The sequence below is a fragment of the Cupriavidus oxalaticus genome, assembly GCF_004768545.1.
GTDB lineage: Bacteria > Pseudomonadota > Gammaproteobacteria > Burkholderiales > Burkholderiaceae > Cupriavidus > Cupriavidus oxalaticus_A.
Genome location: NZ_CP038640.1, coordinates 51,982 through 68,734, shown reverse-complemented (window position 1 = coordinate 68,734; position 16,753 = coordinate 51,982). Strand labels below are relative to the sequence as shown.

Annotated in this window: 13 protein-coding genes; 10 read left to right on the top strand and 3 right to left on the bottom strand. The window is 67.0% G+C overall.

Annotated elements, in window-relative coordinates; all coding sequences use genetic code 11:
- The first annotated feature begins 143 nt into the window (after window positions 1-143).
- The 3 genes from E0W60_RS36790 to kfrC all read left to right on the top strand — a co-directional run bounded on the left by E0W60_RS36790 (window position 144) and on the right by kfrC (window position 2,375).
- Window positions 144-1,175, top strand: coding sequence for a DNA-binding protein (locus tag E0W60_RS36790; RefSeq protein WP_011114059.1), 1,032 nt, complete (start codon window positions 144-146; stop codon window positions 1,173-1,175).
- A gap of 170 nt (window positions 1,176-1,345) precedes the next feature.
- The gene (gene kfrB / locus E0W60_RS36785) at window positions 1,346-1,693 is read left to right on the top strand and encodes an IncP plasmid survival protein KfrB (protein WP_000664557.1); all 348 of its coding nucleotides are present in this window, start codon (window positions 1,346-1,348) and stop codon (window positions 1,691-1,693) included.
- A gap of 28 nt (window positions 1,694-1,721) precedes the next feature.
- A complete protein-coding gene (gene kfrC / locus E0W60_RS36780; protein ID WP_000826922.1) occupies window positions 1,722-2,375 on the top strand; it encodes an IncP plasmid survival protein KfrC in 654 nt (217 codons plus the stop codon).
- 202 nt (window positions 2,376-2,577) lie between these two features.
- Here the strand turns inward: kfrC and E0W60_RS36775 are convergent, their stop codons facing one another.
- Genes E0W60_RS36775 through E0W60_RS36765 form a run of 3 tightly spaced genes read right to left on the bottom strand, consistent with a single transcriptional unit; the run spans window position 2,578 to window position 4,141 of the window.
- Window positions 2,578-3,018, bottom strand: coding sequence for a conjugal transfer protein TraM (locus tag E0W60_RS36775; protein WP_000718516.1), 441 nt, complete (start codon window positions 3,016-3,018; stop codon window positions 2,578-2,580).
- A complete protein-coding gene (locus tag E0W60_RS36770; RefSeq protein ID WP_011114058.1) occupies window positions 3,018-3,743 on the bottom strand; it encodes an ArsA-related P-loop ATPase in 726 nt (241 codons plus the stop codon). The genes E0W60_RS36775 and E0W60_RS36770 overlap by 1 nt, the downstream gene beginning before the upstream one ends.
- Window positions 3,743-4,141, bottom strand: coding sequence for a TraK family protein (locus E0W60_RS36765; RefSeq protein WP_001127128.1), 399 nt, complete (start codon window positions 4,139-4,141; stop codon window positions 3,743-3,745). Before E0W60_RS36765 ends, E0W60_RS36770 begins: the two co-directional genes overlap by 1 nt.
- Window positions 4,142-4,514: 373 nt before the next feature.
- Between E0W60_RS36765 and traJ the strand changes: the two genes are divergently transcribed.
- From traJ to E0W60_RS36730, 7 genes are read left to right on the top strand one after another with little or no spacing between them, the layout of a single operon-like run.
- Window positions 4,515-4,889 carry a conjugal transfer transcriptional regulator TraJ gene (gene traJ / locus E0W60_RS36760; protein WP_000426567.1) on the top strand — a complete coding sequence of 125 codons (375 nt, stop codon included), beginning with the start codon at window positions 4,515-4,517 and terminating at the stop codon, window positions 4,887-4,889.
- A 34-nt stretch (window positions 4,890-4,923) separates the two neighbouring features.
- On the top strand, window positions 4,924-7,164 hold the full coding sequence (gene traI, locus E0W60_RS36755) for a TraI/MobA(P) family conjugative relaxase (RefSeq protein WP_011114057.1): 2,241 nt from the start codon (window positions 4,924-4,926) through the stop codon (window positions 7,162-7,164).
- A complete protein-coding gene (locus tag E0W60_RS36750) occupies window positions 7,161-9,074 on the top strand; it encodes a type IV secretory system conjugative DNA transfer family protein (protein ID WP_000694765.1) in 1,914 nt (637 codons plus the stop codon). The genes traI and E0W60_RS36750 overlap by 4 nt, the downstream gene beginning before the upstream one ends.
- The gene (gene traF / locus E0W60_RS36745; protein WP_006122512.1) at window positions 9,071-9,607 is read left to right on the top strand and encodes a conjugative transfer signal peptidase TraF; all 537 of its coding nucleotides are present in this window, start codon (window positions 9,071-9,073) and stop codon (window positions 9,605-9,607) included. The genes E0W60_RS36750 and traF overlap by 4 nt, the downstream gene beginning before the upstream one ends.
- An 11-nt stretch (window positions 9,608-9,618) precedes the next feature.
- Window positions 9,619-11,682, top strand: coding sequence for a DNA topoisomerase III (locus tag E0W60_RS36740; protein ID WP_011114056.1), 2,064 nt, complete (start codon window positions 9,619-9,621; stop codon window positions 11,680-11,682).
- 21 nt (window positions 11,683-11,703) lie between these two features.
- On the top strand, window positions 11,704-12,093 hold the full coding sequence (locus E0W60_RS36735) for a protein TraD (protein ID WP_006122510.1): 390 nt from the start codon (window positions 11,704-11,706) through the stop codon (window positions 12,091-12,093).
- Window positions 12,094-12,096: 3 nt separating this feature from the next.
- Window positions 12,097-16,443: a zincin-like metallopeptidase domain-containing protein gene (locus tag E0W60_RS36730; RefSeq protein ID WP_011114055.1), complete on the top strand. Its 4,347-nt coding sequence runs from the start codon at window positions 12,097-12,099 to the stop codon at window positions 16,441-16,443.
- Window positions 16,444-16,753: the final 310 nt, after the last annotated feature.

Genomic DNA, 16,753 nt, shown 5'->3' with positions numbered 1-16,753 from the left:
CCACCCATCGCCCCGCCATCGAGCGGGGCTTTTTTTGCCCGCGTTTTAGCCGCTAAAAAAAGTTCAGCTAAACCGCTTGCGTAGTGTTGTATGTTGTAGTATGCTTCACGCTACAACATACAACCGGCCAAAGGAGGCCCGACATGGCGATCTCGAAGGAGCAGATATTTGCGGTGGCCGACGAACTGGACGCGGCCGGCCAGAACCCCACGCTGGCGAACGTGCGCAAGCAGCTCGGCAGCGGCAGCTTCACCACCATCAGCGAGGCGATGAACGAGTGGCGCGCACGCAAGGCCAGCCAGGCCGCCCCGATCCGCGAGCCGGCACCGCAGGCGATCACTGACAAGCTGGCCGAGCTGGGCGGCGACTTGTGGGCCGTGGCGCTGGAAATGGCGAACAACCGCCTGGCCGCCGAGCGCGAGGCGCTGGAGGCCGTGCGCCAGGAGACGGAAGCAGCGCGCCAGGAAGCCGCAGAGCTGGCCGACCAGCTCACCGGCGAGCTGGACGAGGCCAAGGCCCGCATCGCGGCCCTGGAGGCCGTCGAGGCGGCCGCCAAGGGCGAGGCCGACGAGCTGCGCGGCAAGCTCGCGGCGACCAGCGAGCGCGCGGCCACGGCCGAGGCCAGGGCCGGCGAGCTGCGCACGGAGCTGGATCACGCCCATCAGGAAGCCCGCCAGGCGCGCGCAGAGCGCGACAAGGCCCAGGAGAGGGCCACGGCCAGCGCCGACCAGGTGGAGGCCCTGCGGGCCGACCTCGCGGCCGCGAACAGCCGTACCGCCGAGATCGAGCGCCGCGCCGGCGAGCTGCGTGCCGACCTGGAGCGGGCGAACCAGGCGACCGACCAGGCGCGCGCCGCTCAGGCCGAGCAGCGGAAGGCCACCGAGGCGGCCGCCGCCGAGCGCGACCAGGTGCGCGCGGAGCTGGTGAAGGTGCAGGCCAAGGCCGAGGCGGCCGAGCAGGCCCACCAGGAGCAGCGCAAGGCGATGGCGGCCGAGGCACACCGCCAGGCCGAGCGGCTGACCGCCGCCCAGGGCGAGCGCGACCAGGCGAAGCGCGACGCTGCCCAGGCCCGCGAGGAAGCGGCCGGGCTTCGCGGCCGGCTGGAGGCCCTGGAAACCGTCATGGCGCAAGGCCGGGCGGCCGATCCGACCAGCGGCGGACGCAAAAAGACCTGATAAATCGGTTGGTTTTCCTTAAAATTACCCTGGAACCCTGACAAAACGCACAACCCGGCCGCTGGGAAGAGCCGGCCTCGCTTTGCCGAGGTCGGCTTTTTTGTTGGAGCGCGGCTTGCATGGGGCCACCATCACCCTTTTGAGAACTACGGCAACCATAGGAGTGCCCGATGAAAGAACGCCTCTTGGTCATGAACGGTCAACGCATCGTTCAGGCCGAAAAGGACGGCGCTTGGACGAATCAGAAAGTAGACAAGGCGGGCGCGTTGAAGCCCGGCATCTACAACCTGTACACGGCCCAAGCGGCCGACAAGAAGCAGACCCACGCCGGCGTGATCGTTCATGCCGACGCCACCAACGTGTACCAGCAGATCGGCAAGAACTTTGTCATGCACGCTCGGTCAGATTTCGATAAAGTACCTGAAATTGGGAGCGCAAAGAGCATCAGCTACAACGCCCAGGGCAAGGCGGCAGTCGCCGCAGAGGCCCCGAAACTGACGCGGGGGCGCTCCATGTAGCTTTAGCGGCTAAAAAGGAGGCACGCCCTTGAAACGACTCACCATCCCCGGCAGCGGCACCGAGAGCCGCGCCACCAAGCCGGCCCGCGTCAGCGCGCCGGCCACCCTCGGCGGTGCCGCCTTCGGCGCTTCGCGCGAGGACACCGGAGCCGACTTGCTGGAGGCCGCCCAGGCGGCCGAGATCGAGCAGCAGGCCACCCTAGAGGCGGCCCCGGTCGAGCAGTCCTACCCCGAAACCCTGGCGCTCTACGTGCAGGCCAAGCACGACCAGGTGGAGCACATCGAGGACAGGCTAGAAAACCTGATCGACCGGCAGCAGGCCCGTTTGCAGCAGACCCAGGCGTCCGCGCCTGGCCGGCTTTCCTTGCCCGGCTCTAAGCGAGCCTGGCAGAACCAGCAGGCGCAGCAGCAGGCCCGCTTGCAGACGCTTCACGCGCGCCTGGAGGCCGTCCGCGAGATCAAGGAAGGCATGGGCCTGCACTCGCCGAAGATCGAAGAGCTGGCGACGCGCAAGATGCGCGCCGAGAACCCCGAGCTGGCTTCCGATTGGGATGCCATGCGCGAGGCCGCCCGCCGGCATGAGCTGCTGATGCGCAAGCAGGAGCAGGAGCGCAAGCAATCCCAGGCCCAGGAGCGGCCAGGGAGATCGCAGTCCTTGGGCCTGTCAGCCAGGCCCGCATAAAAACGAAGCCCGGCGGTCGCCGGGCTTTTTTCTCGAGCATCGCCATTTCTGGCGAGGGAGGCCCGCCGAGGGCCTGGTGGAATCATCCTGCAGCATCGTCACAAGCGACGATGCCGGGAGCTGGCCAGCATCGCCGAACCTGGCGATGCCGCCGGCGCGGTCGACCATCGCCAGTTCTGACGATGAGATCCCGCATCGCCATCTACAGCGAGGCCCACAGGGCCAGGCCGGCGGCCACGACCGCCATGCCGGCCGCGACCATGTTCATCATGGCGACGCGCCGCGCCTCGCGGATCGGCGCGACGAGCTGCGCCGTCACCGCCTCAACCTCACGCCGCACGGCCTCGGCGGCCGCCTTCGCGCCCTCCTGCATTCCCCGCGTCATGGCGTCCTTGCTGGCCGCCAACGCCGCGTTGAGCGTCCTTTCCGCCTTTCCCTTGGCGTCATCACCCCATCGGTGGGCGATGGACTCCAGTTCCGACTTGAAGGCGTCCAAGATTTCCTGCTGGGCCGATGCGCTGTCCTGCATCAGCTTCATGTTGATGGTCTGGAGGATCAAGATCGGATCGTCGCGGCCCACGGCGATGCCGTGCTTGGCCGCGATCTCCCGTATCAGCTCCTCGATCTTGTCGTCGGCCGCCATCAGAGCACCGCCGCGTTTTCGAGCTGGGCGAAGAGCTGGGTTTTCACGATCTTGAGCCGCTGCCGCGTCATGATCGTGAGCGCCGAATCGGCCAGGGCCTCATCGAAGGTGCGCCGATCCTGGAGCATTTCGGCGAAGTCGCGGCCGTAGGTTTCCTCTTTCAGCGCCGGAATCTGGATGATGGCGGACACACGGCCCTTGTTGGTCGTGTACGCCTTCAACTGCTCGAACCCCTTGCCCTCGTGCTCGATTGGCCCCCAATACGGGTTCAGCCAGACCACGAACAGGCATTCGGCCGGGAACTGGCTGGCGAGCTGGGCGAAGCCGCTCACCGTGTCCACCAGGGCCTGGCCGCCGGTGACGACCGTATGCACCACGAGTTCGTGGCCCATGTCCTGGAGCAGCGCCGGCACCTGGTTGCTGATGAGGTAGTGCGACAGCGGCACGAACGAGCTGGCCCCGTTGTCGATGATGACGTCGCCCTCGGCCGACGCGATCATCTCGACCAGGGCGTCGAAATTCCGGGTGTTGATCTCGTCGCCGTCCATGATGTTGAGCCGGCGCACGTTGAGGGCTTTGTAGCCCTCGAACGTCGCGTTCACCGGATCGGTGTCGATGCAAAGCGGCTTCTGTCCCTTGCCGGCTTTGTACTGCGCGATGGTGGCCGCGATCATCGACTTGCCGACGCCGCCCTTGCCTTGCAGAACCATGTGAATTTTCGCCATTACAGTAAATCCTCTTTCTTTGGAGTCGCATCAAACGTGAAGCCGCCGATCTTGGGCGGCTCACTCTTGGATTCCGAGGCCGGCGGGGCGGCCTTCGGCTCGGGCTTCGCGCCCTTGGGCTGGCTGTCCGGGGGAGTGGCGGGAGGCGGCGGGGAAGCTACCGGCGCGGCCTTGATGTACCGCTTCACGTGCTGGGTGAAGGTTTCGTACCGACAGCGCAGCCGGCCGGTTTCCTTCATGTGCTCCCAGATCGTTTTCATCGCATAGCCCGCATCGAGCGCCGCTTGAACGTCGCTCTTGACGGCCAGGAACGCGACCACGTGCTTGTCCTGGCGCGGCTTCTTGGCTTCCCGTCCCTTCACCCATTCAGCCAGCTCTTCGGGGTAGGTCTTTGGCATCGTGTTCGTCCATCTAATCCTCTCATCGCAAATGTAACGCTACTAAGCGGCGCTACGGAAACGCAAAAAGTCCGCTATCGGCGTGCATTGGCACGCTTCGATAGCGGCATTATGGGCCATTGTGGCGGTTTTCGCTATATCCGTTGCTGCTTTTGCGGCCTGATAGCGCGATAGTTGCGGATAAATCGTAATGGCTGGTGTAGACTTTCCTTGGTGTTATTAACGCCGTAAGGCGGGCAGGATGTGTGAAGTTAGCTAACCGGCGAGCCGGTTATCTATCTTCACTGTCCCTTATTCGCGCCGGGGGCGCTCAACGGGTCATCCTGCTCTGCGAGGCAGCCGGCTACCGCCGGCATGAGAGACGAGGCGAGGCATGGAGAACGACGAAAAGGAACACGGCCGCCGGCGGCGGCAGCACCTGCGGGTGCCGGTGTTCCCCGAAGAGAAAGACGAGATCGAGGCGAACGCCAAGAGGGCGGGCGTCAGCGTGGCGCGCTATCTGCGCGACGTGGGCCAGGGCTACCAGATCAAGGGCGTCATGGACTACCAGCACGTGCGCGAGCTGGTGCGCGTCAACGGCGACCTTGGCCGCCTTGGCGGCCTGCTCAAGCTCTGGCTGACCGATGACGTGCGAACGCTCCAGTTCGGCGAGGCGACCATCCTGGCCCTGCTGGGCCGGATCGAGGCCACCCAGGACGAAATGAGCCGGATCATGAAGGCCGTGGTTCAGCCGAGGGCCGAGCCTTGACTTCTTTAGCGGCTAAAAAGCCGGAGGGGCGGCCATGATCGCCAAGCACGTGCCGATGCGCTCGCTTGGCAAGAGCGACTTCGCGGGCCTGGCGAACTACATCACCGACGCCCAAAGCAAAGACCACCGGCTGGGCCACGTGCAGGCGACGAACTGCGAAGCCGGTTCCATCCAGGACGCCATCACGGAGGTGCTGGCGACCCAGCACACGAACACCCGCGCGAAGGGCGACAAGACCTACCACCTGATCGTCAGCTTCCGGGCCGGCGAGCAGCCCAGCGCCGACACCTTGCGCGCGATTGAGGAACGCATCTGCGTCGGGCTGGGTTATGGCGAGCATCAGCGAATCAGTGCCGTCCACAACGACACCGACAACCTGCACATCCACATCGCCATCAACAAGATTCACCCGACGCGGCACACGATGCACGAGCCGTACTACCCGCACCGGGCGCTGGCGGAACTCTGCACGGCCCTGGAGCGCGACTACGGCCTGGAGCGCGACAACCACGAGCCGCGCAAGCGCGGCGCGGAGGGCCGGGCCGCCGACATGGAGCGGCATGCCGGCGTTGAAAGCCTGGTCGGCTGGATCAAGCGCGAGTGCCTGGACGAGATCAAGGGCGCGCAGTCCTGGCAGGAACTGCACCAGGTCATGCGGGACAACGGAATGGAGCTGCGCGTCCGCGCCAATGGCCTCGTGTTCGAGGCCGGCGACGGAACGATGGTGAAGGCGAGCACAGTAGCCCGCGACCTTTCCAAGCCGAGCCTGGAGGCGCGGCTTGGCCCGTTCGAGGCTTCGCCCGAACGGCAGGCGCAAACCACCGCGAAGCGGCAGTACCGCAAAGACCCCATCCGCCTTCGCGTCAACACCGTGGAGCTGTACGCGAAGTACAAGGCCGAGCAGCAGAGCTTGACCACGGCGCGCGCCCAGGCCCTGGAGCGCGCCCGGCATCGCAAGGATCGGCTGATCGAGGCGGCCAAGAGGTCGAACCGCCTGCGCCGCGCCACGATTAAGGTGGTCGGCGAGGGCCGCGCGAACAAGAAGCTGCTGTACGCCCAGGCGAGCAAGGCCCTGCGCAGCGAACTCCAGGCGATCAACAAGCAGTTCCAGCAGGAGCGCACGGCCCTCTACGCCGAGCACAGCCGGCGCACGTGGGCCGACTGGCTCAAGAAGGAGGCGCAGCACGGCGGCGCCGACGCCCTGGCCGCCCTGCGCGCCCGCGAGGCGGCCCAGGGCCTCAAGGGCAACACCATCCGGGGCGAGGGCCAGGCGAAGCCCGGCCACGCGCCGGCGGTGGACAACATCACGAAGAAGGGGACGATCATCTTCCGCGCCGGCATGAGCGCCGTGCGCGATGACGGTGACCGCCTGCAAGTCTCCCGCGAGGCCACGCGCGAAGGGCTGCAAGAAGCCCTGCGCCTGGCGATGCAACGCTACGGCAACCGCATCACCGTCAACGGCACGGTGGAGTTCAAGGCGCAGATGATCCGCGCCGCCGTCGATTCCCAGCTACCCATCACCTTCACCGATCCGGCTCTTGAGAGCCGGCGGCAGGCGCTTTTGAACAAGGAGAACACCCATGAGCGAACCGAAAGACCAGAGCATCGAGGACGAACTGGACGCGGCGCTGGCGGCCCTGGACAGCGGCCCGCTGCCGACCAGCACGCTACCGGAGCCGCAGCCGTCGCCCGAGCAGGCGACGGCCGGCCAGCCGCCGGCCGAGGCGACCGCGCCGACGCCGGCCTTCACGCCGCCACCGTCCACCGGAAGCCCGACGTTGGACGCCTTGGAAGAAAACCGCCGCCCCAAAGCCAGCACCGTTTGCGAGCACTGTCCGAACTCGGTGTGGTTCGCATCGCCGGCGGAAGTGAAGTGCTATTGCCGCGTGATGTTCCTCGTCACGTGGAGCAGCAAGGAACCCAACCAGATCACGCACTGCGACGGGGAATTTCTCGGCCAGGAACAGGAGTAGGCCAGACGCCGCCGGGCGTCGCCGCCGCCGACAAGTACATCGCCGAACGCGAGGCAAAGCGCCTAAAAGGTTTCGATATACCGAAGCATTCCCGATATACTGCCGGTGATGGTGCGCTCACGTTCCAGGGCACCAGGACTATCGAGGGCCAGGCGCTGGCCCTCTTGAAACGAGGTGATGAGGTCATGGTTATGCCCATCGACCAGGCCACGGCCCGGCGCTTGACGCGCATCGCGGTCGGCGATGCCGTCTCGATCACCGCGAAAGGCTCCATCAAAACGTCGAAAGGAAGGAGTAGATGAAGATCAAGATGAACAACGCGGTAGGGCCGCAAGTCCGAACCGCCAAACCGAAGCCGAGCAAGCTGCTGCCGGTGCTGGGCGCGGCCTCGATGGTCGGCGGCCTCCAGGCCGCGACGCAGTTCTTCGCCCACACGTTCGCCTATCACGCGACCCTCGGCCCCAACGTGGGCCACGTGTACGCGCCCTGGTCGATCCTGCACTGGACGTACAAGTGGTACAGCCAGTACCCGGACGAGATCATGAAGGCCGGCAGCATGGGGATGCTGGTTTCGACCGTGGGCCTGCTGGGCGTGGCCGTGGCGAAGGTCGTCACGTCCAACAGCTCGAAGGCGAACGAGTACCTGCACGGCTCGGCCCGCTGGGCCGAGAAGAAGGACATTCAGGCGGCCGGCCTGCTGCCACGCGAGCGCAACGTCCTGGAGATCGTCACCGGCAAGGCCGCACCCACGGCTACCGGCGTGTACGTGGGCGGCTGGCAGGACAAGGACGGCAATTTCTTCTACCTGCGGCACAGCGGCCCCGAGCACGTGCTGACCTACGCGCCCACGCGCTCGGGCAAGGGCGTCGGCCTGGTGGTGCCCACGCTGCTGTCGTGGGGCGCGAGCAGCGTCATCACCGACTTGAAGGGCGAGTTGTGGGCCTTGACCGCCGGCTGGCGGCAGAAGCACGCCAAGAACAAGGTGCTGCGCTTCGAGCCGGCCAGCACCTCGGGCGGCGTCTGCTGGAATCCGCTGGACGAAATCCGCCTCGGCACCGAATACGAGGTGGGTGACGTGCAGAACCTTGCCACGCTGATCGTTGACCCGGACGGCAAGGGCCTGGACTCGCACTGGCAGAAGACCGCCTTCGCGCTCCTGGTCGGCGTGATCCTGCACGCGCTGTACAAGGCCAAGGACGATGGCGGCACCGCCACGCTGCCGTCCGTCGATGCGATGCTGGCCGACCCGAACCGGGACATTGGCGAGCTTTGGATGGAAATGGCGACCTACGGGCACGTAGACGGCCAGAACCATCACGCCATCGGCTCGGCGGCCCGCGACATGATGGATCGGCCCGAGGAAGAAGCCGGATCGGTGCTGTCCACGGCCAAGTCGTACCTGGCCCTGTACCGCGACCCCGTGGTGGCCCGCAACGTCAGCCGGTCGGACTTCCGCATCAAGCAGTTGATGCACGAGGACGACCCGGTAAGCCTCTACATTGTCACCCAGCCCAACGATAAGGCCCGCCTGCGGCCGCTGGTGCGCGTCATGGTGAACATGATCGTGCGCCTGCTGGCCGACAAGATGGACTTCGAGGGCGGCCGGCCGGTGGCGCACTACAAGCACCGGCTCTTGATGATGCTGGACGAGTTCCCGAGCCTCGGGAAGCTGGAGATCATGCAAGAGTCGCTGGCCTTCGTGGCCGGCTACGGCATCAAGTGCTACCTCATCTGCCAGGACATTAACCAGCTCAAGAGCCGCGAGACGGGCTACGGCCACGACGAAAGCATCACGTCGAACTGCCACGTGCAGAACGCCTACCCGCCCAACCGCGTCGAGACGGCCGAACACCTGTCCCGCCTCACCGGGCAGACCACCGTGGTGAAGGAGCAGATCACGACCAGCGGCCGCCGCACGGCGGCGATGCTGGGCCAGGTGTCGCGCACTTACCAGGAAGTGCAGCGGCCCTTGCTGACGCCCGACGAATGCCTGCGCATGCCGGGGCCAAAGAAGAACGCCCAGGGCGAGATCGAAGAAGCCGGCGACATGGTGATCTACGTCGCGGGCTACCCGGCGATCTACGGCAAGCAACCCCTGTACTTCAAAGACCCAGTGTTCTCGGCACGCGCCGCGATCCCTGCGCCCAAGGTCAGCGACCGCCTGCGCGCCGTCGCACAGGCCGAGACGGAAGGGGAGGGCATCACGATATGAGCCGCATCCTGAAACGCATCGCGGCAGGCGTCGTCATCGCGGGCGTGGCCGCCCTGCTGCTGGCCGCCGGCGGCTATGCCGCCGGTGCCCGCGTGAACACCACCAAGAGCATTCCGGTCGGCCTGTACTGGACGAGCAGCGCGCCGGTGGAGAAGGGGGCCTACGTCCTCTTCTGCCCGCCGCAGCTCGGCGTGTTCGATGACGCCAAGGAGAGGGGCTACATCGGGGCCGGCTTCTGCCAGGGCGGCTACGGCTACATGATGAAGCGCGTTTTAGCCGCTAAAGACGATGCCGTCGCCGTCGCCGATGACGGCGTGCGCGTCAACGGCGAGCTGCTGCCCCTCAGCGCGCCGATCAAGGCCGACAAGGCCGGTCGGCCGCTGCCGCGCTATCAGTCCAACAGCTACACGCTCGGCAATTCCGAGGTGCTGCTTATGTCGGACGTGAGCGCCACATCCTTCGACGGCCGCTACTTCGGCCCGATCAATCGTTCGCAAATCAAGACCGTGATCCGTCCGGTCATCACCTGGTAGGGAGACACACCATGCGCCTTTTCATCGCAGAAAAGCCGTCCGTCGCCAAGGCCATCGCCGGCGAGCTGGGCGCGACCGGCAAGGGCGACGGCTTCATCGAGTGCGGCACCGACAAAGTGACCTGGTGCTTCGGGCACATGCTCGAACAGGCCGACCCCGACGAGTACACGCCCGATGACGTGCCGCGCGGCCAGTCCGGCAAGAAGGTCTGGCGCGTCGATGAGCTGCCCATCATCCCCGAGAGCTGGATTCTCAAGCCCAAGGACGACGCGAAGAAGCAGCTCGCCGTGATCGGCAAGCTGCTCAAGGAGGCCAAGGAGATCGTCAACGCCGGCGACCCCGACCGCGAAGGCCAGTTGCTGGTTGACGAAGTGCTGGAGCACTTCCGCAACAGCAAGCCGGTGCGCCGCTTTTGGGTGAGCGCGCAGGACTCCGTTTCCGTCAAGCGCGGCCTGGCCGCGTTGAAGGAGAACACCACCTATGCAGGCTGGGCCGACGCTGCACGCGGGCGGCAGCGCGCCGACTGGCTGATCGGCATGAACCTCAGCCGCGCGTACACGCTGCGCGCGCAGCGCGGCGGCTCGCGCGCCCTGCTGACCGTGGGCCGCGTGCAGACGCCGACGCTGGCCCTCGTGGTCGCCCGCGACCGCGAGATCGAGGCATTCAAGGCCGTGCCGTACCACACCATCCGGGCGGTGGTGCAGCACGCCGGCGGCAGCTTCGCCGCCGCATGGAAGGCGAAGGAGGATCAAGCCGGTCTGGACAGCGAAGGCCGCCTTGTCGATACCGCCGTCGCCGACGCCCTGGTGGCCGCCGTCAAGGGCCAGCCGGGCACCATCGCCGCGTACAAACAGGAGGCCAAGAAGCAGAACCAGCCGCTGGCCTTCGCCCTGTCCGACATTACGGCACTGGCCTCGGCCAAGTTCGGCTACAGCGCCGAGGACGTGCTGAACACCTGCCAGGCGCTCTACGAGACGCACAAGCTGACCTCGTACCCGCGCACCGACTGCGCCTACCTGCCGGAGTCGCAGCACGCCGACGCGCCGCGCGTGCTGGAGGCGATCAAGCACGTCAACCCCGAACTGGCCGGCCTGGTCGATGGTGCCGATCCGCGTATCAAGTCCAAGACGTGGGACGACTCGAAGATCACCGCGCACCACGGCATCGTGCCGACCATGCAGAAGGGCAGCAAGGCCGCCCTCAGCGAGCGCGAGCGCAACATCTACGACCTGATCGTGCGCGCCTACCTGGCGCAGTTCTACCCGCTGCACGAGTACATGCAGACCACCGTGGGCGTCGAGATCGCGGGCGAGAACTTCGCCGCGAGCGGCAAGGTAGTCACGCGCAACGGCTGGCGTGACGTGTACAGCCAGGCCGACGAGGAAGGCGAGAAGGACGAGGACGACGACAGCGGCACGCAGGCCCTGCCGTCGATGGCCCAGGGCGACGCCGTGACCTGCACGGACGCCACCCGCAAGGACGCCAAGACGAAGCCGCCAGCGCGCTTTACCGAGGGCACGCTGATCCGCGCGATGGAGAACATCCACAAGTTCGTCAGCGATGCCGAGCACAAGAAGATGCTGCGCGAGGGCGACGGCATCGGCACGTCGGCCACCCGTGCGTCGATCATTTCCGAGTTGAAGCGGCGCGAGTTCCTGGCCGTCAAAGGCAAGCAGATCATCAGCACGACCCTCGGCCGCAGCGTCATCGACGCGCTGCCCGAGGTTGTGAAAAGCCCGGTGCTGACCGCGCTCTACGAGCGGATGCTGAAAGGCGTCGAGCAGGGCACGGCCGCCCTGGACGCCTTCATCACGAAGCAAGAGACGTTCATCCGCGACCAGGTGGCGAAGGCCAACAGCGGAGCCGTGACCATCGCCGGCGGCAAGGAAGCCGCGCCGGTGTCATCCCTTCACAAGTGCATGGCCTGCGGCAGCGGCTTGTCGCGCCGGCCGAGCAAGAAGAAGGGGCAATTCTGGTGGGGTTGCAGCAACTTCCCCACATGCAAGCAGACCTACCCCGACCTCAAGGGTCGGCCCGACTACAGCAAGGGCCGCAACGGCCCGGCATCCGAATGACCACAGCGAAGGAGATCGACCATGAACGAGCAAACCACCACCAACACCGCCGCCCACGACGAGCCGCTGGCCGTCCTGCCGCCGGTTGACGACGACGCCGCCGGCCGCGAGGCCGTGCGCGAGAAGATGGCCGACGCGCTGACGCCCGGCTTCCAGGTCGAGTTCGACCCCGACGAAGCCGAGCGCGTGGGCGCGTTCGTGGAGGACGCGCTGTCCGAGCAGGACGCCGCCGCGAGCGGCGACGACCTGGTGGAAGTCGATGGCGCGCTGGAGCCGGCATTCCTGGACGACGAAGGCCCGAGCGCCGACATCCCGCCGTTCATCACCACCACGAACGCCCGCGAGCTGTACGACCTGCGGCCCGGCGAGACGGTTGCCCAGGCCGCCGCGCGCAAGGCGTCGGAGGGCTGACCCATGCCGATCACGAAAGCCGAGGCGCAAGGGGTGACGCGGGCTTTCGTCCGCGACTACCCCGGCGCGCTGGAGCTGGCCTACAAGTTCCGCGAGGACGCGGCCGAGCTGTACGGGCCGCGAGCGGCCGAGGTGCCGGCCGACATGAAGGGCGGCTACGTGCCCAAGGAGACGCTGCACGCCGGCCGCGCCTACCGTGGCCGCGTGGACGTGCCCTTGCAGAACGTCGAGAGCGCCGGCGACCTACTGATGACGCTGCGGCACGAGGTGCTAGGCCACTACGGGGCCAACACCTTCGCGCCGGGCGAGAAGCGCGCCTTGCTGGACGGCCTGGCGGCCGCCCGCAACGAACCCACCCTCAAGCCGCTATGGGATGACGTGAACCGGCGCTATGCCGGCCAGTCCCTGGACGTGCGCGCCGAGGAAGTGTTTGCCCTGCACTGCGAGGGCATCGAGCCGAGCCAGCACCAGGTCGCCGACCAGGTGCAGCAGCGCGGCCAACAGTCATTCACGGAAACCTGCATCGCCCGCGTGCGGCCCATGCAGGCCGACGACCTGCACAACATCGTGTGCATGGTCGCCCAGGGCCTGCGCGACCGTTCCCGGACACAGCAGAACTTCCCTCAGTTCAACGAGCTATTCCGAAGGGACGAGAACATGGAGCCGAAGAAGCCGTTTCACGAAGTCGTGGCCGAAAAGCTGATCGAGCAGCTCAAGGCCGGCACCGCACCGTGGCAAAAGCCGTGGGAGCCGGGCGAACCCAACGCCTACCTGCCGATGAACCCGACCACCGGCAAGCGGTACAAAGGGATCAACGCCATCCACCTGATGGCCCAGGGCCGCAGCGATGCGCGCTGGATGACCTACAAGCAGGCCGCCGCCGTGGGCGCGCAGGTTCGCAAGGGCGAGAAAGGCACGCCGGTTCAATACTGGAAGTTCAGCGAAGAGCAAGACAAGCTGGACGACAGCGGCCGGCCCGTCCTCGATGCGAAGGGCCAGCCGGTCAAGGAAACCGTCATGCTGGAGCGGCCGCGCGTGTTCTTTGCGACCGTGTTCAACGGCGAGCAGATCGACGGCCTGCCGCCGCTCCAGCCGAAGAAGGAACAGACTTGGAACGCCGTCGAGCGCGCCGAGCACATCCTGAAAGCCTCGGGCGCGACGATCACCCACGCCGCCGGTGATCGGGCGTTCTACCGCCCTTCGACCGACAGCATCACCCTGCCGGAGCGCGGCCAGTTCCCCAGCTCCGACCGCTACTACGCGACCGCGCTGCACGAGCTGGGCCACTGGACGGGCCACGCTTCGCGCCTTGACCGCGACCTGGCGCACCCGTTCGGGAGCGAGGGGTACGCCAAGGAAGAGCTGCGCGCCGAAATCGCTTCCATGATCGTCGGCGACGAGCTGGGCATCGGCCACGATCCGGGCCAGCACGCCGCCTATGTGGGTTCGTGGATCAAGGCGCTGCAAGACGAGCCGCTGGAGGTGTTCCGCGCGGCCGCCGATGCCGAGAAGATTCACGACTACGTGCTGGCCTTCGAGCAGAAGCAGGTTCAGGAGCAAGACCAGCAGCAGAGCCAGGCCCAGGACGAAGCCGTGGCCCAGGCCCTGGCCGTGGACATTGCCGAAGTCCTGGACAACCCGGACGTGTCTTTCAGCCACTACCAGGCATTCCAGGGCGACACCCTGGAAGACGCCTTGCGCAGCCGTGGCCTCGAAACCGTGGGCAGCATCACCGGCACCGATCCCGAGCAGTTCTACGCGGTCGCGCATGACCGGCTGTCGCCGGTGTTCGGCATCGACCCGAGCCACACCGACACCGACAACGCCTACCTGGAGCGCAAGGGCTTGGCGCAAGAGTTCGCCAACATGGCCGAACAGCTCCACCTCGCGCAGCAGCTCCAGCAGCACGGCGAACAGATCGTGTCGAGCATCGACGCCGAAGCCAGGTGGAGCGACGGCCAGCGCATCTTTGCGTTCCACGACCAGGACGGTGAACCCCACCAGGTTCGCAGCCTGGACGAGCTGAACAACTACGCGCCCGACCAGTTGATGGCCCTGCCGGCGCTGACCCAGCAGCAAGCGGCCGTCGCAGACCAGGAGGCGAACATGACCCCACCGACCAACGACCAGGCGGCCGCCCTGCTGGCCGCCCATCCTGCCGACGCGGTGCAGGGCATCGAGCAGGCCGCCGCCGCGCGCCGGCAGCTCGCCGCCGGCGAGATCGACGGCCAGGCGTTCGCCGACGCGACCCGTCAACACCTTGGCGTTGAGCTGCCGCCCGACTGGAGCGGAGAGCTGCGCATCGTCGGCGTGGCCGAGCAGGACGGCCAGACCGTCGATGCCGCCCAGGCCGGCATCGAGCCGCAGGCGTTCCAGGTCTACGCGCGCAAGGCCGATGCGCAGTTCGGCGAGGACGCCTTTGCCTTCGTCGCCGGCACCCGCACCGAGGGCCAGGCCGAGGCTCTGACCGAGCGCCTGCACCTGGTCGATGCGCTGGGCACCGACAACCAGCACGAGCGCGCCGCCAAGCTGGCCCGCGTGCAGGAAGAGCGTGTACGGCGCGACCCCAACGCGACCGAAGAGGACATTTCAGCCGCTAAAGAGGCACGCAAGACCGCCGAGGCGTCGGCCATGCTCAACGACAGCGACGCGCAGCGCCGCGCGGCCGAGCTGGAGCGCCAGGAACGCGAGCGGCAGCAGGCGCAGCCGCAGGCCGAGAAGCCCGAACGGCAGTACATCAACGTGCCGTACAAGGAGAAGGACGAGGCCAAGAGCCTCGGGGCGCGTTGGGATCGGCAGCAACAGTCCTGGTACGTGCCGCCGGGCACCGATGCCGCTCCCTTCGCCAAATGGGCGCAGGGAGCCGCTACAGCGGCCGTAGAGCCGCGTTCGGCCCAGCCGGCACCCGAAGCCCAGGGCGAGGCGCAGAAGCCCGCGCAGCAGGCCCAGCAGGCCCGCCAGTACCTGGCCGTGCCCTACGAGCAGCGCAACGCGGCCAAGGCCGCCGGCGCGCTTTGGGACAAGGCCGCGAAGTCCTGGTATGTCGGCCCGCGCGCCGACGCGGCGAAGCTCGAACGCTGGAAGCCCGAGAACGTGCAGGCCCAGCAAGGGCCAGCGATGACGCCAAGGGAAGAGTTCGCCGAGGCCATGCGCAGCGCCGGCCTGTTCACCGGCAGCAACGCCCAGGGCGATCACCCGATCATGGATGGCAAGCGGCACCGCGTGCCGGTCGAGGGCGGCAAGAAGGGCGCGCTCGATGGCTTCTACGTGGGCCACCTGGACGGGCACCCGGCCGGGCGGATCATCAACAACAAGACCGGCACGGACATTACCTGGAAGAGCAAGGGCTACGCCTTGAGCGACCAGGAGAAGGCCAAGCTCCAGGCCGAGGCGGCCGAGAAGCTGGCACAGCGAGCCGTCGAGCAGGACAAGGCCCAGGAGGCCACCGCGCAGCGCGTCGGTCGGCAGATGGCCGACCTCGTGCCCATCGAGCAGCCGACGCCCTACCTGCAAGCCAAAGGCATCCAGGCGCAGGCCGGCGTGATGACCGACCGCGAAGGCCAGAAGACCTACATCCCGGCCTTCGACGCAGAGGGCAAGCAATGGACGATGCAATACATCCAGGAGGACGGCACTAAGCGGTTCGCCAAGGACTCGAAGAAGGAAGGATGCTTCCACCCGGTCGGCGGCATGGACGCCCTGGCGGCCGCGCCGGCGCTGGTGATCTCGGAGGGCTACGCCACGGCGGCCCAGGTGGCCGAGGCCGTGGGCCACGCCACGGTCGCCGCCTTCGACAGCGGCAACCTTGAGGCCGTGGCGAAGGCGCTGCACGCCAAGTTCCCGGACAAGCCGATCATCATCGCCGGCGACGACGACCGGCACCTGGTCATGACCCACGGCAACAACCCCGGCCGGGAGAAGGCCGAGGCGGCCGCCCAGGCCGTGGGCGGCAAGGCGATCTTCCCGATCTTCGCGCCGGCCGAGAACACCTACCCGCGCGACTTGCCCGCCATCACGCCCGACAGCTTCAAGACCCACCTGCGCGCCGAGCAGCGCCTTGCCGACGCCGCCGCCGGCAAGGTCGAGCTGGCCGGCGACGAGGCGGCCAAGCTCAAGGCGTCGATGTTGAGCGGCGCGCAGATCGCGGCGCTGTCCACGATGAAGCAGCACACCGACTTCAACGACTTGGCGCACAAGAGCGAGCTGGGCATCGAGGGCGTGAAGCGGCAGATCGGCGCGGCCATCAGCCAGGTGCAGCGCGACGAGCAGCAGCACCAGGAGCAGAAGCACGTCGAGAAAAAGCAACAGCAGATCGAGCAGCGCCCACGGCGGGCCGCTCGCATCGGATAAGTCGAAAAATCCGGCTAAAGTGGCCGAGCTGCACATCAGGCCGCGCGGTTTTCCTCCCTGATCGCCGGCGCGGTTTCTTCCTCCCTGAACCGCATGCAGACTTGCCGCCTCGGACACCCCGAGGCGGTTTTTTTTCGCCTCGCTCGAGCATCGCCGCATCCGACGATGCCGAGACGACCAGGCCGCGCACGTCGAGCTGCAGCATCGCCATTGCCGACGATGGCACCAGGTCGCCGGCGGTGGCCACCGACCTCGAGCTCGCATCGCCACATCCGACGATGCGCGCCGGCGTCGACCATCGCCAGGTCTG

Excerpts from the sequence above, each read along its gene's own strand:
- E0W60_RS36740 (WP_011114056.1), top strand. The coding sequence starts at position 9,619 with ATGCGCCTTTTCATCGCAGAAAAGCCGTCCGTCGCCAAGGCCATCGCC.
- E0W60_RS36730 (WP_011114055.1), top strand. The coding sequence starts at position 12,097 with ATGCCGATCACGAAAGCCGAGGCGCAAGGGGTGACGCGGGCTTTCGTC.
- traJ (WP_000426567.1), top strand. The coding sequence starts at position 4,515 with ATGGAGAACGACGAAAAGGAACACGGCCGCCGGCGGCGGCAGCACCTG.
- kfrB (WP_000664557.1), top strand. The coding sequence starts at position 1,346 with ATGAAAGAACGCCTCTTGGTCATGAACGGTCAACGCATCGTTCAGGCC.
- E0W60_RS36775 (WP_000718516.1), bottom strand. The coding sequence starts at position 3,018 with ATGGCGGCCGACGACAAGATCGAGGAGCTGATACGGGAGATCGCGGCC.
- traF (WP_006122512.1), top strand. The coding sequence starts at position 9,071 with ATGAGCCGCATCCTGAAACGCATCGCGGCAGGCGTCGTCATCGCGGGC.
- E0W60_RS36750 (WP_000694765.1), top strand. The coding sequence starts at position 7,161 with ATGAAGATCAAGATGAACAACGCGGTAGGGCCGCAAGTCCGAACCGCC.
- traI (WP_011114057.1), top strand. The coding sequence starts at position 4,924 with ATGATCGCCAAGCACGTGCCGATGCGCTCGCTTGGCAAGAGCGACTTC.
- E0W60_RS36735 (WP_006122510.1), top strand. The coding sequence starts at position 11,704 with ATGAACGAGCAAACCACCACCAACACCGCCGCCCACGACGAGCCGCTG.
- E0W60_RS36765 (WP_001127128.1), bottom strand. The coding sequence starts at position 4,141 with ATGCCAAAGACCTACCCCGAAGAGCTGGCTGAATGGGTGAAGGGACGG.
- E0W60_RS36770 (WP_011114058.1), bottom strand. The coding sequence starts at position 3,743 with ATGGCGAAAATTCACATGGTTCTGCAAGGCAAGGGCGGCGTCGGCAAG.
- E0W60_RS36790 (WP_011114059.1), top strand. The coding sequence starts at position 144 with ATGGCGATCTCGAAGGAGCAGATATTTGCGGTGGCCGACGAACTGGAC.